The following is a 24,543-nucleotide window of genomic DNA, read 5'->3' on the forward strand; positions in this document are numbered from 1 at the left end:
GCCAGGATTGCACTGTAAAAGGCATTGGTATATAGGGAGTCAATCAAGCTATTTCAGAGAAATCGAGTCTGTAAAAAAGCCAAGCTTGATAGTCCTAATCATTCCGGATGATAGACAATTTTCCCCGACTCCATATCGATTCGAAGCCGCTTTATTGGCAGACCTTTGCCTTGCATATCCAACCAATATCGACTGATACCAGGTAAAATTTTTTGCTCAATAAAACTAATCAACGTACGAGCGCCGGTTTCTTCAGTGGGGCAGTGAGCGACAATATAGCTCACCACTTGCGAACTATATTCCAACGTAATCTGATGAGTTCGTTCCATACGAGCGCAAACACGATCTAGTTGCAGACTCACAATATGAGCAATGCTGTCGTCCATTAACGGAAGATAAGGAACGATACAAACACGGCCGATAAATGCAGATGGAAAAATACTTAACAACTCCGGCTGCAAAGCATCCAGCAAATCCTGAACTTCAGGAAGTTGATCCAAGTTTTCGCATACATTGGAAAGCAATTCGCCACCGACGTTGCTGGTAAGTATCAGCACGGTGTTTCTAAAGTCGATGACACGACCTTCGCCGTCCTCCATCCAACCCTTGTCAAAAACTTGATAAAAAACTTCATGCACGTCTGGATGCGCTTTCTCTATTTCATCGAGTAAGACAACGCTGTATGGCCGTCGACGGACCGCTTCAGTTAACACTCCCCCATCACCGTAACCCACGTATCCCGGAGGTGCCCCTTTTAACGACGAGACCGTGTGCGCCTCCTGATATTCACTCATATTGATCGTAATTAGATTCTGCTCGCCTCCATAGAGCATCTCCGAGATGGCAAACGCGGTCTCAGTTTTCCCAACACCCGATGGTCCCACCAACAAAAACACACCAATTGGTTTTCCTGGGTCGCTCATGCCAGCGCTTGCGGTCTGGAGCCGTTCGCTGATTAACGCCAAGGCTGCAGACTGACCAATCACCCGCTGCGCCAATTGATCAGGCAACTTCAATACGGCATCAATCTTATCTTGCAACATTCGCCCAACTGGAATACCCGTCCAATCAGCAACGATAGAAGCAATTACTGACGCATTAACCTCAGAATGGACCATCGGCGTATCTTGTTGAAGCTCTCTTAGTTCAGCTTCCAATTTACGCAATGCCTCTTGAAGGTCCGCCTCTTCTGGCTGATCCGACGGTTCGTCCGTCTTAACGGCAGCGTCGAATCCATGAATCGGCCATCTCGCTTCTGAAAGTTCCTGCACTCCTGCAAGTGTGGATACGGATATTTTTTCCTTTATCGAACCTATCGACGCTTTTGGTAGGGACTCGACAATATCCGGATTTGACTTAACTTCTTGAGTTAAAGTGCTTCCGGCTAACTTCTGGCGTATCAGGAGCAGACGTTCTGTTAACGCTTTTTCGGCTTCCCAACGGAATTCTTGCGTTTTGGCGTCCTGCTGAAGCTTAACTATTTTTATGTGTAATTTCGCGATTTTTTCTTGATTCGGCCTACCAAGACTTTGTTCTTTTTTTAGCATACCGGCTTCAATCTCAGCCGCAAGCAATTGGAAGCGCAACATCTGCAGGGCTGCTGGTGGAGCATGAAAGGTGATCGCAACGCGCGCGCAAGCAGTGTCTAGCAGTCTAATTGCCTTGTCGGGTAATTGGCTAGCGGGAATGTAACGATGCGAAAGATTAACGGCCGCCAGAATCGCCTCATCCAATATCCAGACGCCGTGATGTTTTTCCAATGTACTCACCAAGCCTCGCAACATCGTTATGGCGCTAGCTATCGCCGGCTCCGGAATTTGTACTACCTGAAAACGACGCGCTAGCGCTGGGTCCTTCTCAATGTGACGCTTATACTCACTCCATGTAGTGGCACCGATAGTGCGTAAAATCCCGCGTGCGAGCGATGGCTTCAATAGGTTGGCAGCATCGCCGGTACCCGCAGTGCCGCCAGCGCCAACAAGTGTATGAATTTCGTCAATAAACAAGATCACCGGAGACGTGGCAACGATCACCTCTTCCAACACGCCTTTCAACCTTAATTCGAATTCACCCTTCATGCTCGCACCAGCTAATAATGCCGCAACATCAAGTGATAATAATCTTGTGTCAGCAAGGGACGGCGGCACTTCCCCTCTCGATATGGCAAGCGCAAAACCTTCAACCACTGCGGTTTTTCCGACCCCGGCATCGCCAGTCAGAAGAGGATTGTTCTGCCTCCGTCTTAATAAGATATCGATGATGGTACGGATTTCATGCTCACGTCCAATCACCGGATCAATTTTTCCTTCACGCGCCTGCTGAGTCAAATCCGTACAGTAAAGCGCCAAACTATTTTGGGTGGGTATTCGCTGGACCATTGCGTTGTTGACTTCACCCGGTAACGCGCAAGGAAATCCGCCGCCATCGAACGAAGTTTCCCCTTCTTCAATTGATCCTTGGGTAATGACAGGAAGCATGTCAATCAGCTCCTGAATTGGAATATTTTTGAATCCAATAAAAATGCCCGTTAACACCCTACGCAGCTCGGGTGTAGATAACAATGCCACCAGGAGATGACTACTACGTATCTTTCTTTCTTCGAACTCTAATGACGCATGAATCCAGGCTCGCTCAATCACCAACTCTATGTGATGTGAAAAATCAATTATTGAACTAGCATCGGTAGGAAGATGACTCAACGCCTTTTCCAATCCGATTTCCAAGCAATCCGCATCGATTTGAAAATGTTTAACAATCCGTCTTAAATCCGAATCTTTAGCTTTAACAATATGGCATAGCCAGTGTGCAATTTCTACGTATGGATTACCACGAAGCTTGCAAAAAGTGGTTGCACTTTCAATGCTTTTGAAAAGCGTTAGATCAAGTTTTCCGAACAATAATTGACGAGATAAAGTCATATATTTTTGTATTGTATAAATGAGATTTGAAGAAAAAAATTTACGTCATCAACTTTAGCGGCGCTATGGTTTGACGTATTCAAGTTCGAGCATAGTACACACATGCTGATACTTTTTGAGCTGAGAAAATTCTAGTTCTTTAATTTGATGAACAGAAAATATTTACGAAATACTTAATTTTTGTGCGCCGTTGAACACTATTTTTTACCTATGAAAATCACTCTTTATAATTAAATTTTTTTATATTTTTTTCTTCATATATTTTATGAAATATAAAAAATAATTCTGAATTTTCAGAATCTTCTTACATATAAATAACGATAAATTAGTCATAATTGCGAAAAGCAACTTTGAACGAATATCTTTTTGGAAAAAATTCGACTGAAATGTGATTGATATTTATTTATTCTTGCAATCACATGTTGTGTCGACACATTGAGCTGGCTTGAAGATTGCAACACGCGGGCTATCACATGTTGCAAACACTATTTGAGAGAGGGTTTAGTGAAGCGAGTATCAATCAAATTTTCGGGCATTAAATTGTTTGATGACGGATCACTTTGCTAAGTGGCCGACTATCCGACTAAAAAAATTAGCACTCGTAGCGCATGACGATCTCTGTCTGAAGAAAAATGAGATTGATAGCGTAAAACTTACTATTGAAAGACCGTATTAGATGCTGATAAAAACTGAAAAATCATCCGATAATTTTGATACTAAAAATGATTATGTAGACGCTCTACGCAACGAAGAAGACTTCGCACTTGTATTAAATACGACTGTAATCGACGATCAAAGTTTCAGCGATTTGATTGTCTCGAACGGTTCAAATCTAGAGTTAAAACAAAGGCCGTCGTTTCATTCAACGCTAAGAACTCCAGGCTGGATGATAAACAAGGAAGGTGCTGCTGCAGCTATTCTTTCGCAAACCGGCCTCGGGAATCCAGATGATCTTTTAGCATCTTTAGCAGCGGAATATGGGCGTGCATTGTTAGGGCATGAAACCGATAATACATTTGACCTCGCAATCCACGGAGTGCCAAGTCGTAGTTTAGCTCCGGTGGACCCTTTTTTAGACAGTTCACCAGACCTTTTAGACGGCTCATTGCTGCAAGATCTGCTGGGAGAAGATTTGGCGATTAATACAATTCTCTCAGACCTTGATCAATTCAATACTGAAGCTTTATTTGCCGAGGTTGAACCACAAGAAATACTTCGCCTGCTTGCTCCAGGTGACACAGCAATCCTTCCTGATCGAAAAACGGGGCTATTAACCCAGCGCGAACATCACATGATTAGTCTTGATAGTTATTTACCTATTTTGGGAACGACATTGGACAAAAAAAAGGATTAAGCATGATGCATGCTACGACGAAAAGAACTCCTGGCAATACAAAAAATATCGACAGCAAGGAATTTTTATTTTAAAAAAATTTTCAAAATACGGATTAAAACGTGGAAAGAAATCACCCATGAGCCAAGCAGATAAACTGCATGCAAGTACGTATCTTCCAACGTTGATTGATCGCCTGCAAGATGATGCTCCGAACATCCATACGGAGCCTCCCCATAAATACTTATTTGGGACACAGGCCATGCGTAGCGTTATTAAGCGAGATCTCACGCTATTGCTTAACACCACCAATCTTAGTAATGCGATCGATGAGAAAACGCTCTCCGCCGTAGCGAGTTCGGTGATGAATTATGGCATCCCTGCCCTATCAGGCGAATACATCGCAGATCGCAATTGGATTAAAGTAGAAAGAATGATACGTAAAGCGATTGTCGATTTTGAGCCGCGTCTACTACCAGATTCGCTTTCCCTCAGGCCGCTAACCGACAATGCGAATTCCAATCATTACAACATATTGTTCTTTGAATTAAATGCATTGATTCATTGGTCTCCGTATCCTCTTGAGTTTCGCATTCAGAGCGCATTTGATCTCGAGACCGCTAAAGTAAATTTTCTAAAAATCTAAAATCTGCATGGCTACTTGTCCGTAAAAAAAATGTCGAATTCGTTTGTGACGCGTTCGACACACATATATCAACCCAGAAGGCGTTACGCCTGAGAGCTTTAATGGACCCCAAATTTCTTGAGTACTATAGTCGTGAATTAACTTACATGCGAGAGATGGCATGTGAATTTTCAGCGCAACATCCAAAGATCGCAAGCCGACTGGGAATGCAAGGCATTGAGGTAGCAGATCCTTATGTGGAGCGATTAATCGAATCGTTTTGCTTTTTATCTGCACGCACGCAGTTAAAGCTGGACGCTGAATTTCCACGCTTTACGCAGCGCCTTCTGGAGGTTGTTTATCCCAACTATGTCGCGCCAACTCCATCTATGTCTGTAGCACGTCTGCGGCCAAGCCTCAAGGAAGGAGACTTTACCAGTGGCTTTAAGGTCCCTCGTCACAGCGCTCTTACAGCCGCTATTCCAGCGGGAGAAAAAACCGCTTGTGAATTTCGCAGTGGACAGGATGTCACGCTCTGGCCAATCGAAATTATAGAAGCCAAACTAGCAGCAGTCCCTCCGGATATTCCGGATGTAGAACGTCATTTGGTTTCCAACGTACGTTTGCGAGGGGCGCTTCGCATAAAATTACGTACCACGGGCGAGGTCAATTTTTCCGAACTAAAAGAATTGGATCGATTACCAATATTCATTAATGGAGACGAACGTATTGCTTCGCATTTATTTGAAATGGTGCATGCTGGAACCATCGCATCGGTAATACGTCAATATGGCGCGGCACGTGGCGAGGGCCATATAGTAAATAAAGGTGCCGTCGAATTTGAGGGTTTACGTCCAGATCAAGGATTACTTCCACTACCGTGGAATACTTTTCATGGCCATAATCTTCTCCATGAATATTTTGCCTGTCGTAGTCGATTCTATTTTTTTGCAGCAACCCAACTCGCTCCCGGCCTCGCTCAAATTCACGGTCGTGAAGCTGAAATTGTCATTTTATTGGATCGGCTACCTCTCGCATTAGCGACCCACGTTGAGGCATCACGTTTCCAGTTATTTTGCACACCCATCGTCAATCTATTTCCAAAGCGTTCTGATCGCATAGAAGTCGATCGCGGCTTAACCGATTTTCATTTGATACCCGACCGTAGTAAACCGCTAGACTACGAGGTATTTTCGGCATCGCGGGTGCTGGGACAACAAGGACAGGACGCCGACGAGATTACCTTTAATCCTCTCTATCAAACATTGCACAGCGACGCCGGTAACAACGGTCGCTATTTCTCGATCCGGCGCGAACAACGGCTGACGTCAGTCAATACACGTAAGCAAAAAGCTGGCACATCCTATATCGGCACCGAAGTTTTCGTGTCGTTGGTTGATCAGGCTGAGGCGCCTTACTCGGATGATATAAAGTATTTATCTGTGGACGCACTTGTAACCAATCGGGATTTACCTCTCCTTATATCCAAAAATGGTATTAACGAGCTGAATATGGCCGAATCTATTCCGGTAGATGGCGTTAGTCTGATTTTCCCACCCAGTGCACCGCGCGCACCATTCGCCCAAGGAGAAACTGCATGGCGGTTGATTCGCCAGCTAAGTTTTAACTACATGCCACTTTCAGACCTCGATCATGCCGATGGTGGACAAGCAATGCGTAATATGTTGCGCCTCTTCGTTGCCTCGGGAGAACGCGAACAAAATGTTCAAATTGATAGCTTAATCAGCACCAAGACCGAACCGGTAGTGCGGCGCCTCTCGGGAAATGGATTACTCGTTTACGGTCGCGGAGTAAGTTGCAGCTTGACTGTCGATGAAACCGGATTTTCGGGTATAAGTCCGTACCTTCTCGGATTGATCCTGGAACACTATCTGGCCCGTCATGTCGCTATCAATGTGTTCACTGAAACCGAACTGCACTCTCTTCAAAGGGGGCTGATTACAAGATGGCCGGCGCGTATGGGCGGACGAGGCAACGTATGACGTTCCCAATAAAAGAGTATAGCGAGACGAAAAATTCGTCGTCAAGCGATAGCGTCACACCATTACCGCTGGAAACATTAAAAGCGTGGTTCAATGAAGCAACCCCGTGGAAATCAGGCTTTCTGAGTTTGTTGCGGGCTGTTGCTGCCCGTGACCCTATGGCGCCTTTACCAGGGACCGCCCACCTTCCTGACGAAGAGTTGTATCGCCTTGGCCAGCAGCCAACAATGATCTTTGCGCCGCGTGAAATTGCATCCATTCAGGTTCGTCATGGCCGACTTGGTATCCGCTTATATGGCCTTGGTATATGGGGTGCACAAGGGCCACTACCGCTCCATCTGACCGAGCTCGCCTACACGCGAATTGTTGGCCATCATGACGATACTTTGATGCGCTTCGCCGACCTATTTCATCACCGGGCACTTTCGCAATTCTATCGGGCCTGGGCATCCTCTCAAGCCACTGCATCACTTGATCGTCGGGGTGAGGAAACCTTCTCCCTTTATGTTGGAAGCTTGGGGGGAATTGATCCAAAGGAAGCTGAAGACTCCTGTCTTCCGGTGCATGCAAGGCTGGCGAGCGTCGCCCATTTGGTCCGCGAAGCGCGCAATCCCGATGGAATCTCGGCAACACTCTCCTATTATTTTGGCGTGCCAGTATTGATCCAAGAGTTTATCCCGCAATGGATAGACATTCCCACGTCTGACTACAGCCGATTAGGCCATCCTGGAACGCCCTCAGTCCTTGGCGAAGGCGCTCTGCTCGGTACCACGATTGCTGATAGTCAACACAAATTTCGTTTAGTCCTGGGTCCGCTTGAACTTGATCAATATTTACGATTCACGCCACAAGGCAACGATTTACAGGCACTTATCGAATGGGTACGTGCCTTTATCGGCTATGAGTATGCCTGGGATGTAAAACTATTAATAAAGAAAAATCAAGCACCTTCTGCATGCGCCGATACGGTCCATAAATTAGGCTATTCCACTTGGCTTGGTAAGTCTCAAGATCACCAGCCTATTACGGGGATGGTGTTTGAGCCTGAACAATACAATATTCGAACTCAGAAGACTAAACATGAATCCAGGCAATGACACATCTCTTATTCGTTATGGAGAACTATTAGCGCCAATTTGCGTTGACCAGCCTTGCGGTCCTAATTTGGAATACGATCCTACATTTCTCTTACTCCAAAACGCGACAGCGACAAAATCGGATGCGCAGTTCGGCGACTTCGTCGGCACTCCAGACCCGATCAACTGGTCCGACGTCGAGCGAAATACGCACGCCCTTCTTTTACGCACCAAGGACATACGCCTGATCATCCTATTGATGCGAAGTCGAATCAATCTTGACGGCGCAGAAGGATTAAGGGATGGCCTAGCACTGCTAAAGTCTATGTTGGAATGTTATTCAGAGCAAATTCATCCTTCATTTACTTTTGAGGATCAGCGCGATCCGGTCATGCGAGCCAACGCGCTGGCTGCACTGGCTGAGCAAAATGGCGTGTTATCTGATCTACGCAATATTGCGCTGCCTAAAGTCGCCGGTGTGCAACTACAACTACGCGATATTGAAAAATCATCTGCGATGCCGCGTATCAAAAATGCGTTAATGCCGGAGGCAATTAACCGCATTCTAAAAGAGCTATCCGCCAAACGCGACAGACATGTTTTGGCGCTGGCAGATGCTATGCAACTGGGTGAAAAATTGATCGAGAAGATCAACGTCACCCTTGGTGATGCCGCCCCCAATCTTGACCCCTTGCGCGCGTTGCTACAACCGTTTGGATGGGTAATTAATCAGCAACAAACAAACACCCCAAAAGCAATGATGGTTAAAGACGAACAGCCGACTTTGTTGTCGCATGGATCAGTACAGTGTCCACAACCTGATTCCACTTTGATAGGGCCTGATCAACTCGGACAGTTGCCACCAACATGTACGGTGACTAGAAGTGCTAATAATAGTGGGAGCTTTATTGATAATGCTTTACAGCCAACCACTGACCGGTGGTCTGCTCTTGCAAAGTTGCAAGACGTACGTAATTGGTTTGAAGAAAACGAGCCAAGTAGTCCCGTGATTGTTTTATTACGTCAAGGAGAGCGAATGGTAGGGAAAAGATTTTCTGAGCTAGTCGATATTATTCCATCTGATTTGTTGGCAAAGTGGGATGAGACGGATATTTAATCCCTCGCTTAAATTATTTAGTTCGACAAAATAACTTGAAATGAATACTCACCATATGCAAAATTAATTTTTCGTGCGTGACTGATCAGCACCAAGAAAATCAATTTGCGGCTTCTGAATAGGAAGTTGACGAATAATAGTATTTTCAATACTGACCTATAAGTTGATAGATCAGATAGACAAGTAAAAATAAATTCCGACATCGTGATATCCGGTCATTTACTTTTTGTCAAATATTGACTAACAAGTTTGAGTAAACATCCGAAATCGGTCCGGTTTTACTTATTCTCATGGACGTGTCCAAATCACACAAAAAAAGGCAAAGTTTAACGCCACCGATCACATGCAAGAAACCATTCTATTTTCAATAACCTACAATGACCCACGCCGTTAGGATAACTTTGTCACGTTCACATCAATTGTTTCAAGTCTTGCTGCTTGACATCTGGCTTCAGGTAAGCGTGTTGGCACAGCAGACCGAGATTTTTTCAAGCGATACTTTGCGATCGCGCTGTGCTGGGTTGATTGAACAACTGCGTAATAAAATGCGCGACGCCGACTACGATCAGGAAATCATAGAAGAGGCCAGTTACGCACAATGCGGACTTTTGGACGACGTAACGGTTCGCTATTTGTCCGACTTCCAAAAATCAGAATGGCAAAGCGCATCTTTAGAGAGTCATTTTTTTAGTAGTAATAACGCTGGTGACAATATCTTTGAGCGCATCAATCAATTACTGCTTCAGACTAACCCCTCGTTGGACCGAATCGCTCTTTACGATTTAGTACTCAGACTAGGTTTTAGGGGGCGTTATGCTAGCGAAGAAGAGCCAGAACGACAGCGGTTCATTTTACTACTTGGTCGTTATTCGCATTCGACTGTGCAGTCCGCTGATACTACTAAAGCCAAGATAAGGAGCCATTTCTTAAGCGCTGCAGCTTTCTCCTTATTGTGCAAGACTACGCTCGGTATTGTATTTGGCGTAGCGTTATGGTGTACTTTTTCCTATCAATTAACGCGAAGCGCTGATCGGTTACAGATGTTAAAGCCGGTGGATTCCATTATGTCCAAGGAAGATTAAACGTGTATTACTCCCGCCCTCGTTTCGTATTATTAATATGGTCCACAGTCTTAATTTTCAGCATTATTCAACTCTTCTTTATGCTCGCATCGCAATTCCAATGGCTTGGCATTATTGCGATTTTCATTCTTGCCGTTGTTCTCGGTGCATCGCTATCATTAACAAAAATAACTTCCAGGTCAGGATTGCTGACAGATACTTTAGATTTATCGCCCCCGTCAAAATTGCCTGTGATTGTAGTAATTGGACCGCATGCATCGGCCCTCTTTTCAAGTAACGGCGCGTCTGAAAAAATAAGGGAGGATGCACATGCAGTCTGGCTATATGCTGAAACGCCCGCACAATTAAAAGTGGTGATTGCTTCGTCATATGCCATTCATCAGCGTTTTCCTCAAGCTGTGTTACTACCTCTCCTAACTGACTACAGTATTGATGAAACTGCACTACGTACCGAATTCTCTCATTGGCAGTGCGCCTTACGTGCAATAGAGAGAGAAAAAACAGGCGTTACATTAAAAGCGGAAACGACCATTCCTGAATATACGCTGCCATGCTATGTGGCGGTATACGCAAAGCTGATTGGCCATCATGGTCTGTACGCATCCACCACCGCTACCTGGATTAGCCAGACAACTCATCCCGGCAAACTTCAGCGCGGTAAATACTATTTACGAAAAAATCTTGATCTAATCCGCCAACAACTTGAGAGCATCCCCACTTCCTCTCTTCCTTGCGATACAAGACGAAGCGTTTTAGCCTTGGCTTTAATCCAATGGCTGAATGACACTACGATGATAACGACGCTGTCCTCGCTGACAGATACTACGCCGCTCATGCCAGCAGGTATATTTTTAGCAGATGTCGAGCGAACCCCATCACGTGCAGGTGCATGGTCAAGATGGTTAACTACAAAAACCGGTTTACCAACGGTACCAGCCAAAGCGAGTACAGAACCGTTTCCTTTACCCGACTTTTTACCATTGCTGCTCACGAACCAAAAAGACCTCAAAGGGCACAATATTTCTCCATTATGGACCAACTTCTGCCATGCGTTATGGATAGCCATAGCGGCCTTGTGTATCGCGTTCGCTGCATCCGCATGGAATAACTATCAGTTCATTCAACGTCTGGCGGGTAATCTTAATACTTACCTAAAAATACCAGACATCATGCATGATAAAAAACGTAATTCCTTACATAGTTTGATACAAGATCGCACAAGATTACAGGCGCATGCTCAATTCGGAATTCCGTTCGGAATGCGTTGGGGATTTTATCGCGGAACGTCTTTTCTGCCATTGATTGATGTTGCCATAGCCAGTTATCACCCTATGGACTTAAGTACGATTACCTTCAACTCAGTACTACTTTTTGATACGGGGAAAGCGACCCTCAAAGCTGGAGCTGCGCCGTTATTAAATCAGACGTTATCGCAGTTAAAGGCAAATCCAAAAAAAATTGTCCTAATCGCCGGTCATACCGACAACGTCGGCAGTCCCAACCAAAACCTCTTGCTGTCTGAGGCCCGTGCCCGTGCGATACGCAATTGGCTGATTGAAATGTCTGCATTTCCGATCACACAATTTGCGATTCAGGGATACGGCGATACCCGTCCGCTAAACAACAATATTGATGAATTGGAGCGATCACGCAATCGCCGCGTCGATATTACTTTGATCCCACAACCAATACAAACTGAAAATAAAATACCTTGATGCAGTTTTTTATATCCAGTTACCAATCAAAGAAAAAGAAAAAATCAAATTAAAAAGAACACTCAAAGATTTAAAAAAGATACTTTCAATCACTAAATTATGAATAGTCTTAAGACTTTCAATGTCTTCTAAGTTTATTCTCGAAAAAAATAGATGACACGACATCGTTTCAAGAATTCTCTCGTATCGAGACAATGATGCGCGCTATACAGTTCAGTCCATATATAAATATTTATAAATGGAGCAAAAATGTATCATACGAACTTTTCTTTAGGAAACAGAATTCGGGTTGTCATCGCAGATGATCACCCCGTCACTCTTTCAGGTCTTAATGCATTGGTACGGCAATGCAAAAATATGGTTGTAATAGGTTTTGCCGTTGGCCCTAGTTCTCTCTTTGATCTGCTAGCCAAAGCGGACTGTAATGTTGCAGTGATCGACCTTTCAATGCCAGTGGGAAATGAAGTCGATGGGCTGGAAATGATACGGCAGATACGGCAGCGATTCTCGAACGTGGCTGTTGTAGTGCTGACGGCAACCAAAAAAACCTCGCTCTATCATGCTTTACTGACATTGGGAGTCAGCGCGATTCTGCATAAAGGAGGTGAAATTGCAGAGATCGCGGAAGCGATCAATCACGCATGCGACGGGCAAATATTTTTAGGCAAAAGTAGCGCAGAATTAATGAAGATGCGACAGTTGATCACCGTTGAAGATCGAGATCCCAGAAACAGTTTAAGTCCACGCGAGATTGAGATATTACGTTTTTTCTCAAGAGGCGTCTCTGCTGTTGAAATATCCCAACAGCTCCATCGCAGTATTAAAACGATTAGTCATCATAAGCGATCGGCTATGGAAAAATTACAACTGGATACCGATCTTCAACTTATGCGCTATTTTGCAGAGAATGGGTTTGATGATCATCAAGATTAATCGGACGTGAAATATCGATCTGGTAAGTCAGCAGCGTGGCATCGGCAACGCTGACTTAAATGTAGATAGAATTTGGGGAACTCTGACGACAAGGCATCTTATTATGATCGTAATAGATACCTTGTTACGTCATTTGCAGGATCGAAAAAAATTTCTACGCTGCGCGCCCTTTTCTTCGCCAGAAATGCGTTATAAAAAGTCCAGAAACGTACAAAATTCGCTCCTGGCCTAATAATATCCAGATTTCCCAAGCGCTTTTGACGCACATCAACGTTTAAAATTGATGAGGCTAAATCATTCACGACTGCTAGAAACTGAATACCGTCTCATGACAAATTTGATGGGGACAGAGAAAGACCTTTGGATATACTTGAACGGGAACACGATGCGGTCATGCTAATGCTAGATAAATATTAAGTTCAAACCCGTTAAACAATAAACGCTATTGGACATGAAGCCGATCTGAAGCTCACGGTTGCTAATCTACATAAAATCAACTCGCATCTTGGTACGCTGAACCAGACGATCGTTAAATAGAAATAGGTTGGCTCTCCATTTACGAAAGCATCCGCTGCATAAACATCGCTGTACCCATTTCAGGGCTCAAGGCATAGTTTGCAAAGCCGCAGGATTTATAAAGATCGCTTGCACGCGTATTTCCATCTAAAACTTCCAATGTTACTTTACAGCAGCCCAGTTCTTTTGCAAGATTCGCGACGTGCTCGACCAACTTCCGGCCAATACCTCGCCCCTGAAACGCATGCGCCACCGCGAGATCATGAATATTTAATAGAGGCTGGCAAGAAAACGTTGAAAAACCTTCTATACAAATCGCCAGACCGGCGGCCGACTTCCCACAAAAGCGAGCAATATTTGAATAGTGCTCCTTTTTTTGAATTCGCCGATCAAGTTCTCTTTTACGTAATCGGTAAGAGGATGATTTCCACCCATCTGACCCGATGCATATGCATTTAGCAAGTCAATGATGGCATGCGTGTGCTGGAGGCTATTTAAATCGGCTTTTACTATTTTAATTATTTCTGTCATGAGATGGTCTTGTTTGAAGTTGTCTGCGTGTAATTTACCACCATCACTCATTGAGTTGCTGTGATTCTGTAGAATCATGGGATCATCTGATTCTAGACTGCACATTTAAGACAACCATGACTATTTCCAAGCATATCCCAGCCCTCAGCGCCGATCTCAAATCGTTTATCGAAGGTTTACCAAAAGCCGAACTACATTTACATATCGAGGGCACGTTGGAGCCCGAATTGCTATTTGCGTTAGCGCAACGCAATCAAGTTACATTAGCGTACGCAACTATTGAAGAATTACAGGCCGCTTATGCTTTTAGCGATCTGCAGTCATTTCTGGACTTGTATTATGCCGGTGCGGCTGTGCTCCAAACGGAGCAAGATTTTTATGAAATGACAGCGGCTTACATTGATCGCTGCCGCGCTGATAACGTGCGCCATGCTGAAATTTTCTTCGATCCACAGACCCATACCGAGCGCGGCATTGGAATTGACGTTGTTTTCTCCGGCATTGCGCGCGCTTTACGTGAGGCGCGTGACGCGCATGGTTTTAGTAGTGCGATGATCATGTCGTTTTTGCGCCATCTATCGGAAGAAGATGCATTTTCTACGCTAGAAGCTGCGCTTCCGTTGCGTGAACAATATCTTGATTTGTGGATCGGCATTGGCCTTGACTCTGCCGAGCGCGGCAATCCGCCAGAAAAATTTGAGAAGGTATTTGCGCGCTGCGGGCAACTTGGGTTCCGCCTGGTCGCTCATGCTGGTGAAGAAGGTCCACCAGAATATGTCCGTGACGCACTGGATGTTCTTCACGTTGAGCGTATCGACCATGGCGTGCGCAGCGAAGAAGATCCAGCATTGATGGAACGACTCGCGAAACAACGCACGCCGCTAACAGTCTGTCCGTTGTCAAACCTGAAGCTGTGCGTGGTAAATGACATGGCTGAACACAATCTCGCTCGCTTGCTACACGCCGGTCTGGCCGTAACTATCAACTCAGATGATCCTGCATATTTTGGCGGCTACATGAACGCTAATTATCTGGCAGTTGCCGAGTCGCTTCAGCTTGGCCGAACGGATTTGGTCGAACTTACCCGAAATAGCTTCGAGGCCAGCTTTTTGCCAGCGGTAGAGAAACAACGTTTACTGCAGGAATTGGATGCGTACTGTATGTCGCATTAACACGCCCGCAACAGTCATACTGCTCCACAGGATCACTTTGTTGAAAATAAGCGCCTGTACGAGCAGTGAAAACCTTCCTCTGACTACCTCTTCGCGCTACCAATACTCTCCCAAACTCATCACAGCGAAGTATTTCATTTTTTGCTTCTTGAGTTTGGTTTAGCACAAAGTTGGAGCATCCACAAAACCATCCACTACCAAACGACATATTTGAGCGACAACGGGAGATCCGCAGTCGAAAGACAAAAAAAAGCCCGCATGACCTTTCGGTTGCGGGCTGAATCCAAACCTTAGGAGGTGTTGGAGGAGACAGGTGTAACTATATCGACTCCTTGACCTGTTGTATGCTGAATTATTCACATACCAGTTATTCATAAGATATATAACTTTCATATAGAGACAAAATTCACACGATCAAAATATTTTTTATCAGAGAAATTGTGCCATCAGATTAAAACGTTTCGCGCGTGACGCAGTCTAATTGATGGTATGAATGATTTCTGGCTCACATATGAATTTATCACCGGGAGAGCGCTATGAATGATAAGGAAAAACGCGATGCATTCGCACGAGAGCTAACACGCCGTTTTGATGAATTTACCAGCTGGGCAATTGAAAACTGGCCGGTCGAATCATTTCCACTGATGCAATCCGACTTCACAGCGACAGGAAAAGATATCAGCGACATTTTGGGACATAAACTTGCTCAAGGCGAAGAAACCGGAGGAGACAACCATGCAGGTAATGTGTCCCAATCTGAGCATGAACCGCAATATGTCAATGTCACGCCAATGCCTTGGCCTTAATAATTGGATGGCAACGCGTGACAGTAAGCTAAGTGCGCACCAATTGAGCACCAATTTTGTGCAAACGCCTCCTCTAAATAAGGAAGTTATTAGAAGTTCGCATTATTTTCACGTAGGTTCTTGCTAGTAACTCTTTTTTCAAGCAATATCGAAAAAGCACCATATATTTTGACTAGCAGCTGAAGCAAACGACAGCGCAGTCAATAGTTTTGCAAGAAATACGCTTAAAAGTCTTCTGATATCGGCACTTAACAATCCCACCTGTGGAGATTACGATGGATACTGTACTGGCCTCACCGCGTTTAACCCGCGCAGGGATTTTGTTTTCAGTAATCGTCGATTATCGGCATTATCAGTGCCTCGTGCCTGCCGCGACCCTTGCGGTATTATCGCATTCTAAAGATCCAAAACTTGACCTATTGACTACTTATCGGGCTTTTCAGACCAAAATTGAGGGCGTTGCACGGCGCGTCATCAATGCTGGTGTCGCAGGTGTTCCGGTGGTTGTGAGCAGCGGATACTTCCACTAGCGCTTGAGCGCATCTCGCAATTTTTAAAAAAAGAAAACGCTCAATATTCAGTTGGGAACAGTAGAAGTTTATGCTTTTTTTTGGTCACTGCCGTCCGCCAAACATCATTTTTTACAAGCACATGGCCTCGATGCTTGAAGTAACTAGTTTGTCCTGATCAATCAAAACTGAGGATCGTTACTTGCTCTCGCCCAGTGCTCGCGTTGTAGGTATTGCAGGTGTAACAGGAGCCACGGGTACGATGGGTAAGGCTGGAGTAACGGGCATCGCTGGCGTGATTGCTAGAGATGGACTAAATGTGGAGGGCGTCCTGGACTGTGTTGGTATGGTCGTCTCTGGCAGAGGTGTGAGCTTTTTCTGACAGCCTGCTAACAATCCAGCGGATAAAGCAACGACAATCATTGTTCGACGAATCTGCATACAAAGTCCTTTGTAAAAGACAGCAACAGTGATTTTTTTTCATACTTCTTCTCCGTCCAATTTAGACATCATTTGGATGAATCGTTCCCTCGATATCCAAGACAGACATATGCGGTCATCGAAGCTTCTTCCAACGTTTATACCTCTTGCGCTCTCTCCAAAGGATGATCTTTACATCAAATGCAACATCGTGCGATTGCTAGTTAACAGCAGCGGGGCACATTACAGTTCTTGCGCGTATAGCTAAACATGATGGCTTAAAAACCATGAGACTTCCAAAAAAATATCGACAAAGAAATTGCACTGGATGTGCAAGTTCCACCGCCATGTATATACTGACAAAGAATTTTTTTAGTACCAACCAACATAAGAACAGCGAGAAATACTATGCAAAATAGTGACGACATTGGTAAGCTCATCCTTCGTGCAACTCTGGCGATATTGATTCTTTTCCACGGAATTTCAAAAATTTTTAATGGTCCTGGTTTTGTCGTCGGCTTAGTCAGCAATGCAGGGTTGCCGCCAGCAGTCGCCTATCTGGTATATGTCGGCGAGGTATTGGCGCCAATAATGATATTGCTAGGCATCTGGACGCGTGTCGGCGCTTTAATCATCGTCATCAATATGTTGTTTGCGTTTTCGCTGGTACACAGCAAACAGCTAATGACCTTGTCCAGCACCGGTGGCTGGGGATTGGAGTTACAGGGATTTTATTTGTTTATAGCGCTCGCGATTTTACTGTTGGGCGCTGGCAGAATGAGCATTGGCGGGCGAGCAGGACGTTGGAACTAAGCGCCTTCGGCTACCGCTTTTATGTTGCATCCAAACCCGCTTAGTTGCGGGTTTTTTTATAGCCTCTAATCTTACGTTTTCCTCTTCTCAAAAAATTATATCGTAATTTGATATAATTCCATTCTTCCATTTCCAACATCGATGCCAAAATGACAGATGAAACTTCTTCTCCGCTCACGAAGCAAGACTTCGAAGCGCTTTCAACATTCCGCTATCAATTACGCAAGTTTTTAAGATTCAGTGAAGAAGCTGCGCAGAGCAACGGTGTCACCCCGCAGCAATATTTGCTGCTATTGCACGTTAAAGGGTCGCCCGGTCGGGACTGGTCGACGGTGGGTGAACTGGCGGAGCGTCTGCAATCACAACACCACAGCGTTGTCGCGCTAGTTTCCCGCTGCGAAAAACTACTGCTTGTACAACGCCGCACCAGCGAAGTCGATCGGCGGCAAGTCAATGTCCATCTTTTACCGGCTGGTGAACGCTGCCTGGCAACCCTCGCCAGCCTCCATCACGAAGAATTAAACACACTGACAGACACCTTCCGTATTCCAAATATCAATGTTAAACATTCATCATGAGCGTTCCTACACAGGCATCGAATCACGCCCACCTTCATCATTTGCGACGCGATTTTTCAGCCGATCCAAGACTTTTAAAAATCTCATTGATCGCGGTGGTGATCGGCTGCTGCGGGACATTGGCGGCATTTGTATTACTGGCGCTGATTCACCTCTTCACGAATTTATTTTTCTTTCAGACGTGGTCGTTCTCGGTGCGTTCACCGGCTGAGCATCATTTAGGCGTTTGGGTCATCGCCCTGCCAATAATTGGTGGACTGATCGTGGGTCTGATTGCACGTTTTGGTAGCGAAAAAATCCGAGGTCATGGCATCCCGGAAGCGATTGAAGCGATCTTGTTTGGCAAAAGTAAAATGTCGGCCAAGGTCGCCATTTTGAAACCATTATCCTCGGGGATCGTGATCGGCAGCGGCGGACCGTTTGGTGCAGAGGGACCAATCATTATGACAGGTGGTGCTATCGGCTCACTGATTGCACAGCATTTTCACGTGACGTCGGCAGAGCGTAAAACGTTACTGGTTGCCGGTGCCACCGCCGGGATGACGGCTATTTTTGGTACGCCAATTGCTGCGGTATTGCTGGCCGTTGAGTTATTACTGTTCGAATTGCGACCACGTAGCCTGTTGCCTGTGATCGTTGCTTGCACCGTGGCCGGATTTACCCGCCCACTACTGTTGGACGCAGGTCCGCTATTCCCGCTAAAAACCGGCGCAGTCGGTCTAGCGACTATGTTCTCTTGCGTGATTGCAGGGATTTGTGGAGGCGCGCTATCGGCCTTTATGTCGACCGCACTGTATAAGATCGAAGATCTGTTTGGCAAGTTGCCGATCCATTGGATGTGGTGGCCGGCAATCGGTGGATTGGCAGTGGGGATTGGCGGATATTTCGAGCCACGTGCGTTGGGCGTCGGTTACGACGTAATTGGTGACCTGCTAAATAATCATTTGGCGTTGCAAGTCGTCGTGAGCCTATTGCTGGTTAAGGCCATTATCTGGATGCTGGCTCTGGGCTCTGGCACGTCCGGCGGCGTGCTCGCGCCGCTGTTGATTATTGGCGCGGGGCTTGGGACCGTCCTTGGCCCACTATTACCCGGTGGTGATATGCATTTGTGGCCGTTGGTTTGCATGGCTGCGGTTTTGGCAGGTGTTTTGGGCGCGCCACTTACGGCTGCGGTATTTGCATTTGGATTGACGCATGACGCTAATGCCCTGCTGCCGCTGCTATTAACCTCGGGCGTAGCGTACGGCTTTACGGTATTAACCATGCGGCGCTCCATCATGACCGAAAAAATCGCCCGTCGCGGCTTTCATATTTATCGTGAATACGGAGTCGATCCACTGGAACGGCAGCATGTCGAAGAAATAAAAAGCGGCGTCGTCGTATCAATACCGTCTGATCTCAACGTAGGGGAAACCTTGACTCGATATTTTGGGATAGATCAACAATATCGCTGCTATCCCGTCGTCGATGCAGACCAGCAATTAGTGGGCATGATTGATCGCGCCAGCATTCATCCGCAAGCTGACCCTGCCTCATCCATTGCGATGATATTAAGCCAGTCCGGCCAACATCAATCCCTGATTGTTGCGTTGCCGGGTGAGACCTGCCGTATCGCTGCCGCAAGAATGGCGACACACCACCTGGAAAGATTGCCAGTCGTATCGGATATCCATTCGAAGCGCCTGATCGGCATAATCAGTCGTAGCGATCTGATTAAGACTTATCAATCTTATTTCGACGACGAACAAAAGCGTGAGCGCCTGTTCAGTTCACCGGCGGCGACCAAAATTTAGCATGGCAGCGTAAGTGGCGATTGCGACTGATACCCTGTGACGGTCGTTATCACCGCTGCAAATAAATATACGCAAACAAAATAAACAAATAAGTGCTTGCGCTCCCAGATTTGTCGGACAATAATACAAATGAGAATCATTACTATTTAAACGGTACCAGAAAATCTGACAAGGAGTCCATCTTGACCAAGCCAGTGACATCCAAAGCCTCTTCCGCGCCCACAGATACGATATTGATAGATATTAATGCACACAACATAGCGCCAGAATTGTTGGTGTCTGCCGTGTTGCAACGTATATCGCAGTACAACACACGCAGCCTGGGAACTGGCGATTGTGCGCAATCAGCTGCAACCATTGAATATCATTTGCGCACGCTAGCCGACTTGCCGACTCTAGCGCCAGTACTGCGTGCTACTTGCCAACAGTTATCAGAGCAATGGGCATTGGTGGGAGAGCGAGCCATGCCCAAGCATCCGCGCTCCGCGTCCACTTTTCTTACCCGCCTGATTTCTGGTAGTCGTACGAACTAGATGTTTTGGTAGCACCCAATTTAACGGCCAACTGGGCCAATCGCATTCCCCGGGAAGGGAGTAATCCCGCCTGAACTTCGCTGCTATGCCATACGTCTTAACCGGCCGTACCCCACCCTGAGCCGGTTGGTACAGAAATGATTGGTATAAAGCGAATTGTTTAGACGGTGTTTGTCGTGTGTATGTGTTTTATCGGCAGTAGCCACGCTGTCATTCTGTGTAAGGTCTCCTCCTGATACAGTCAAATAGCCAAGCCGATTTTTTTACGAAATAAAGATATTCTTCAATGCTTAAAAACGTTAACAATGCTTTGTCAGTTGACACGAATCTCACATCAACAAATCTCCGTTATTCAAATACGTATTCTTTAATGTGTTGGAAGATAAAATCTTCGTCTCGAAATGACCGCATCGCGCCGCTAATTCGCAGTCTTACAACACAATTGCCATTTGTCCTACATTCAATGCCAGGCGACAAAAGTACACTTCGTTCTATTGAGCATCCATGGTGTCGTTGCCGGGGTTTTCCTTAGATATTACCTATTTACATCTATGAAAGGACGGAACATGAATATCGGTCTCCACCTTACGCCTATCGTCTCTCTGATTGCTGGCGTATTAATTCTGGCTATTCCGCGGCTGCTAAATTACATCATCGCGCTATACCTTATCGTCATTGGCTTAATTGGTCTGCTCGGCAAATAATGTTATTTCAACCAGCATCCTGACGCAGTCAAACGGCTCGTCAGATACAAACACCAGAAAATAGTTTAACTACCTCGTCAGAATCGCTTGACACGTCAAGCGTATATCCCATACATTAAGCCCATGTCTTCTGCAAAACTCTCTTCCCGCTCACTGTTGCTTACCTCTGGCTCCCTGCCAGGGCTACTGCTACTACTGCCGCTAATAGCGCTATCGCTACTACGCGCACTTTGATCTCGACTACGTATTAATTCAGGTACAAACGAGATTGCAACTGGTAAATGTTTGACTCTTGCCAGCAGCAAAAAAACCAAATGCAGTAAAACAGAGAATCCTGGTAAAGGGTCTCGAACAGAAAAGCAAATTTAAAATGTATTTCAAGCCAACCTTCCTAGCATTTATATATGGCGCAAGACACACAAGCGCCGTGACAATGACACTGCCTGTGCGCGCAACCCTATTGCGACTGCTAAAACTACCGATCGGTTGCCTGGCCTCGCGTTAATCTGCAAGTGGCCGTCAGGCAACCTTTTTGCCACTACACACTATTTTCCGAATTTCACCAGTTCTAATAGAGGCTCATCATGATGTTGCAAAACCCAGCTACTAAATATCGCCCGTTTCCACCGATTCCATTGACTGATCGTACTTGGCCCAACCAAATTATCAGCGTGCCACCAATCTGGATGAGCACCGATTTGCGCGACGGTAACCAAGCATTGATCGAGCCTATGGATGCCGAACGCAAACTGCGCTTTTTTGAGTTGCTGGTAAAGGTGGGTTTAAAGGAAATCGAAGTGGGATTTCCATCTGCTTCTCAAACTGATTTCGATTTCGTTCGCAAACTGATTGAAGAAGATCGCATTCCTGACGATGTCACGATCATCGTATTGACGCAATCACGCGAAGAGCTGATTCGTCGCACTGTTGATTCGCTCAAGGGCGCTAAGCGTGCGATGGTCCATTTGTATAACTCCGTTGCGCCGGCATTTCGCAAAATCGTCTTCAAGATGTCCCGCGACGAAATCAAAGCTATCGCCATCGCCGGTACGCAATTGATCAAGCAACTCACGGATGCGCTTCCAGAAACACAATGGCGATTCGAGTATTCTCCTGAATCCTTCAGTATGACTGAACTGGATTTTTCCAAGGACATCTGCGACGCCGTATCTGCGACCTGGGAAGCATCCCCTAAGCGGAAAATCGTTTTTAATCTTCCTGCCACGGTCGAATGCAGCACGCCAAACGTCTACGCCGATCAAATCGAATGGATGCACCGCAATCTGGCCCGTCGTGATTCTGTCATTCTCAGCGTCCATCCACACAATGATCGTGGTACCGGCGTCGCTGCGGCAGAGTTGGCCGTGATGGCAGGCGCTGATCGGGTTGAAGGCTGTTTGTTCGGCAATGGCGAGCGCACCGGCAACGTCGATCTGGTCACGTTGGCACTCAACTTATACACGCAAGGCGTGAATCCAGGCCTGGATTTCTCCGACATCGACAGCGTTCGTCAATGTGTTGAGGACTGCAATCAATTGCCCGTACATCCCCGCCATCCGTATGTCGGCGATCTGGTCTTCACAGCCTTCTCCGGCTCGCATCAGGACGCGATTAAAAAAGGCTTTGAAGCACAACAAGCTGACGCCATTTGGGAAGTCCCGTATTTGCCAATCGACCCGATTGATCTTGGTCGCAGCTACGATGCGGTGATTCGCGTTAACAGTCAATCCGGCAAAGGTGGCATGGCGTATTTGCTGGAACAGGAATATGGCCTGGTCATGCCACGCCGTTTGCAAATAGAGTTCAGCCGTGCAGTTCAAAAAGCAGCCGATTCGACTGGCAAAGAAATCGTCTCGAGCGACATTTACCGGATCTTCAAGGAGGAATACCTTGATAAACAAACCCCATACGTGTATCGCGCGCACCGCATGACCGAAGACTCAAGCAAAGCTGAACCAATCAATATCGAACTCGATATTATGCGCGATGGCCAACAACTAACCCTCAAAGGGAAGGGAAATGGTCCGATCGATGCCTTTGTCAATGCATTAGGACTGGATGTAAAGCTCATGGACTTCCATGAACATGCCATCAGCGCCGGCGCTGATGCGCAAGCCGCCAGTTATATTGAATTGCGCCTGAATGACGCGCCAACCGCATTTGGTGTGGGTATCGACGCCAATATCGTGACTGCTTCATTCAAAGCAGTATTAAGCGCAATCAATCGACAAATTGGCATTGCCAGTGAAGCCGCCAATCAGGAAAACAACCACAGAGCCGCTGCTGCATAAGCATTCATCGACTCTATAACGACTGACGGCTATCGTGGCAACCCCGCGATCGCCGTAACCTGAATCCTGATGTATTACCGTATGTTGTGGATGACGGACCTGTTGCGCTTTGCCGTTACCAATGACAAAGCGCACATCTTTCATAAAAAGACGTGCGCTCGTGTGGTGTTTCGTGTTGTATAGTACCGGACAAAAGCCCGGTCATTACCGATAAACTTAACCCAATTTGGCGTTACCCAACTGTACTAAAACAGTACTAAGCCGTTATTGCGTTTTACGCAGCTACAGCAAAATTTAACGCGTTGATACTGACACGTGCGGCGGCAAATCCAGCTTCTTTAGCATCTGGACCATAATTCAAGCCATCGGCACGTATTACTTCGATATCGGTAATACCTAAGAAACCGAAAACAACTTTCAAGTAGTCCTCATGGGCAAAACCCGTTGGCGTACCAGCGTGTATGCCACCGGATGTCGCCACAATCACTACCCGCTTACCTTTTGCCAAACCTTCTGGGCCAGTTTCCGAATATCGGAAGCTTACGCCCGCAACACAAATCTGATCAATCCATGCTTTTAGTTGCGTTGGAACGGTAAAGTTGTACATTGGCGCGCCAAGGACAATCACATCCGCCGCCATAAATTCGTTCAAAATCGCCTCACCGAAGGCAACCTCTTGCTGTTGCGTCTCGCTGCGTTGTTCAGCGGGCGTACCCTTAGCCACAAACGTTCCACCGGAAATGTGTGCGGTGACGTCTTTGCTCAAATCACGATACACCACTTCAACGCCAGACTCGGCCGACGTCAAATTAGCAACGACCTCACGAGTCAGTGCGCGCGAAGCCGAAGCGTCGCCAAGAATGCTCGAATCAATGTGTAATAATTTCATGATAATTCCGTCCAATAAATGTAGAAACTGTTCAAAATTTGTGACAAATCAGAGCAATTGAAGACTTGTTTCGTCCGATGCACGTCATAAAATAATGAAAGATTCGGATAACGCCAACCTGGCGCATGGTTTAACAGCATCCTACCTTGCACCACAAAATTGAACTAGCCGTCAATACTGAGATAT

General features: G+C 46.1%; 22 protein-coding genes. 17 read left to right on the forward strand and 5 right to left on the reverse strand.

Annotated elements, in window-relative coordinates:
- Positions 1-98 precede the first annotated feature (98 nt).
- A complete protein-coding gene (gene tssH / locus ACXX82_RS04695) occupies positions 99-2,918 on the reverse strand; it encodes a type VI secretion system ATPase TssH (protein ID WP_458562517.1) in 2,820 nt (939 codons plus the stop codon).
- 676 nt (positions 2,919-3,594) lie between these two features.
- Here tssH and ACXX82_RS04700 point away from each other — a divergent pair.
- From ACXX82_RS04700 to ACXX82_RS04735, 8 genes are all read left to right on the forward strand, one after another.
- Entirely contained in the window at positions 3,595-4,272 is a 678-nt protein-coding gene (locus tag ACXX82_RS04700; RefSeq protein ID WP_323507748.1) for a TagK domain-containing protein, read from the forward strand.
- 118 nt (positions 4,273-4,390) lie between these two features.
- On the forward strand, positions 4,391-4,897 hold the full coding sequence (gene tssE / locus ACXX82_RS04705; protein ID WP_323507747.1) for a type VI secretion system baseplate subunit TssE: 507 nt from the start codon (positions 4,391-4,393) through the stop codon (positions 4,895-4,897).
- A gap of 101 nt (positions 4,898-4,998) precedes the next feature.
- The gene (gene tssF, locus ACXX82_RS04710; RefSeq protein ID WP_458562518.1) at positions 4,999-6,879 is read left to right on the forward strand and encodes a type VI secretion system baseplate subunit TssF; all 1,881 of its coding nucleotides are present in this window, start codon (positions 4,999-5,001) and stop codon (positions 6,877-6,879) included.
- The gene (gene tssG / locus ACXX82_RS04715) at positions 6,876-7,976 is read left to right on the forward strand and encodes a type VI secretion system baseplate subunit TssG (protein WP_458562519.1); all 1,101 of its coding nucleotides are present in this window, start codon (positions 6,876-6,878) and stop codon (positions 7,974-7,976) included. Before tssF ends, tssG begins: the two co-directional genes overlap by 4 nt.
- A complete protein-coding gene (locus ACXX82_RS04720; RefSeq protein WP_458562520.1) occupies positions 7,960-9,072 on the forward strand; it encodes a type VI secretion system protein TssA in 1,113 nt (370 codons plus the stop codon). The genes tssG and ACXX82_RS04720 overlap by 17 nt, the downstream gene beginning before the upstream one ends.
- 401 nt (positions 9,073-9,473) lie before the next feature.
- The gene (locus ACXX82_RS04725) at positions 9,474-10,154 is read left to right on the forward strand and encodes a DotU/TssL family secretion system protein (protein ID WP_458562521.1); all 681 of its coding nucleotides are present in this window, start codon (positions 9,474-9,476) and stop codon (positions 10,152-10,154) included.
- A gap of 2 nt (positions 10,155-10,156) precedes the next feature.
- On the forward strand, positions 10,157-11,869 hold the full coding sequence (locus ACXX82_RS04730) for an OmpA family protein (RefSeq protein ID WP_458562522.1): 1,713 nt from the start codon (positions 10,157-10,159) through the stop codon (positions 11,867-11,869).
- A gap of 249 nt (positions 11,870-12,118) precedes the next feature.
- Positions 12,119-12,802 (forward strand): response regulator, encoded by a 684-nt coding sequence (locus ACXX82_RS04735; RefSeq protein WP_322232437.1) that lies wholly within the window; start codon positions 12,119-12,121, stop codon positions 12,800-12,802.
- A 556-nt stretch (positions 12,803-13,358) separates the two neighbouring features.
- On the opposite strand, the gene ACXX82_RS04740 is transcribed toward ACXX82_RS04735, so the two are convergent.
- Both ACXX82_RS04740 and ACXX82_RS04745 read right to left on the reverse strand, forming a co-directional pair.
- Complete coding sequence (locus ACXX82_RS04740) at positions 13,359-13,700, reverse strand: GNAT family N-acetyltransferase (protein WP_458563957.1); 342 nt, start codon at positions 13,698-13,700, stop codon at positions 13,359-13,361.
- On the reverse strand, positions 13,625-13,927 hold the full coding sequence (locus ACXX82_RS04745; protein ID WP_458562523.1) for a hypothetical protein: 303 nt from the start codon (positions 13,925-13,927) through the stop codon (positions 13,625-13,627). The genes ACXX82_RS04740 and ACXX82_RS04745 overlap by 76 nt, the downstream gene beginning before the upstream one ends.
- 38 nt (positions 13,928-13,965) lie before the next feature.
- Here ACXX82_RS04745 and ACXX82_RS04750 point away from each other — a divergent pair, with 38 nt between their 5' ends.
- The 3 genes from ACXX82_RS04750 (at position 13,966) to ACXX82_RS04760 (ending at position 16,357) form a co-directional block, all read left to right on the forward strand.
- Positions 13,966-15,021 carry an adenosine deaminase gene (locus ACXX82_RS04750; RefSeq protein WP_322232438.1) on the forward strand — a complete coding sequence of 352 codons (1,056 nt, stop codon included), beginning with the start codon at positions 13,966-13,968 and terminating at the stop codon, positions 15,019-15,021.
- Between the two features lie 536 nt (positions 15,022-15,557).
- Positions 15,558-15,827 (forward strand): hypothetical protein, encoded by a 270-nt coding sequence (locus ACXX82_RS04755; protein ID WP_322232439.1) that lies wholly within the window; start codon positions 15,558-15,560, stop codon positions 15,825-15,827.
- Positions 15,828-16,102: 275 nt separating this feature from the next.
- A complete protein-coding gene (locus ACXX82_RS04760) occupies positions 16,103-16,357 on the forward strand; it encodes a DUF1488 family protein (RefSeq protein WP_322232440.1) in 255 nt (84 codons plus the stop codon).
- Between the two features lie 177 nt (positions 16,358-16,534).
- Here ACXX82_RS04760 and ACXX82_RS04765 read toward each other — a convergent pair whose 3' ends face one another.
- The gene (locus ACXX82_RS04765) at positions 16,535-16,777 is read right to left on the reverse strand and encodes a hypothetical protein (RefSeq protein WP_323507033.1); all 243 of its coding nucleotides are present in this window, start codon (positions 16,775-16,777) and stop codon (positions 16,535-16,537) included.
- A 387-nt stretch (positions 16,778-17,164) separates the two neighbouring features.
- Between ACXX82_RS04765 and ACXX82_RS04770 the strand changes: the two genes are divergently transcribed.
- From ACXX82_RS04770 to leuA, 6 genes are all read left to right on the forward strand, one after another.
- Positions 17,165-17,569: a DoxX family protein gene (locus ACXX82_RS04770; RefSeq protein ID WP_322232441.1), complete on the forward strand. Its 405-nt coding sequence runs from the start codon at positions 17,165-17,167 to the stop codon at positions 17,567-17,569.
- A 149-nt stretch (positions 17,570-17,718) separates the two neighbouring features.
- Entirely contained in the window at positions 17,719-18,147 is a 429-nt protein-coding gene (locus ACXX82_RS04775; protein WP_322232442.1) for a MarR family winged helix-turn-helix transcriptional regulator, read from the forward strand.
- Entirely contained in the window at positions 18,144-19,940 is a 1,797-nt protein-coding gene (locus ACXX82_RS04780) for a chloride channel protein (protein WP_458562524.1), read from the forward strand. Before ACXX82_RS04775 ends, ACXX82_RS04780 begins: the two co-directional genes overlap by 4 nt.
- Positions 19,941-20,170: 230 nt before the next feature.
- Positions 20,171-20,473 carry a hypothetical protein gene (locus tag ACXX82_RS04785; RefSeq protein WP_323507052.1) on the forward strand — a complete coding sequence of 101 codons (303 nt, stop codon included), beginning with the start codon at positions 20,171-20,173 and terminating at the stop codon, positions 20,471-20,473.
- Positions 20,474-21,039: 566 nt separating this feature from the next.
- A complete protein-coding gene (locus ACXX82_RS04790) occupies positions 21,040-21,177 on the forward strand; it encodes a DUF3096 domain-containing protein (protein ID WP_322232444.1) in 138 nt (45 codons plus the stop codon).
- Positions 21,178-21,761: 584 nt separating this feature from the next.
- Positions 21,762-23,468 (forward strand): 2-isopropylmalate synthase, encoded by a 1,707-nt coding sequence (gene leuA / locus ACXX82_RS04795; RefSeq protein WP_322232445.1) that lies wholly within the window; start codon positions 21,762-21,764, stop codon positions 23,466-23,468.
- A 274-nt stretch (positions 23,469-23,742) separates the two neighbouring features.
- Here leuA and ACXX82_RS04800 read toward each other — a convergent pair whose 3' ends face one another.
- Positions 23,743-24,357, reverse strand: coding sequence for an FMN-dependent NADH-azoreductase (locus tag ACXX82_RS04800; protein WP_322232446.1), 615 nt, complete (start codon positions 24,355-24,357; stop codon positions 23,743-23,745).
- Positions 24,358-24,543: the final 186 nt, after the last annotated feature.

The organism is Glaciimonas sp. GNP009, from assembly GCF_054343755.1.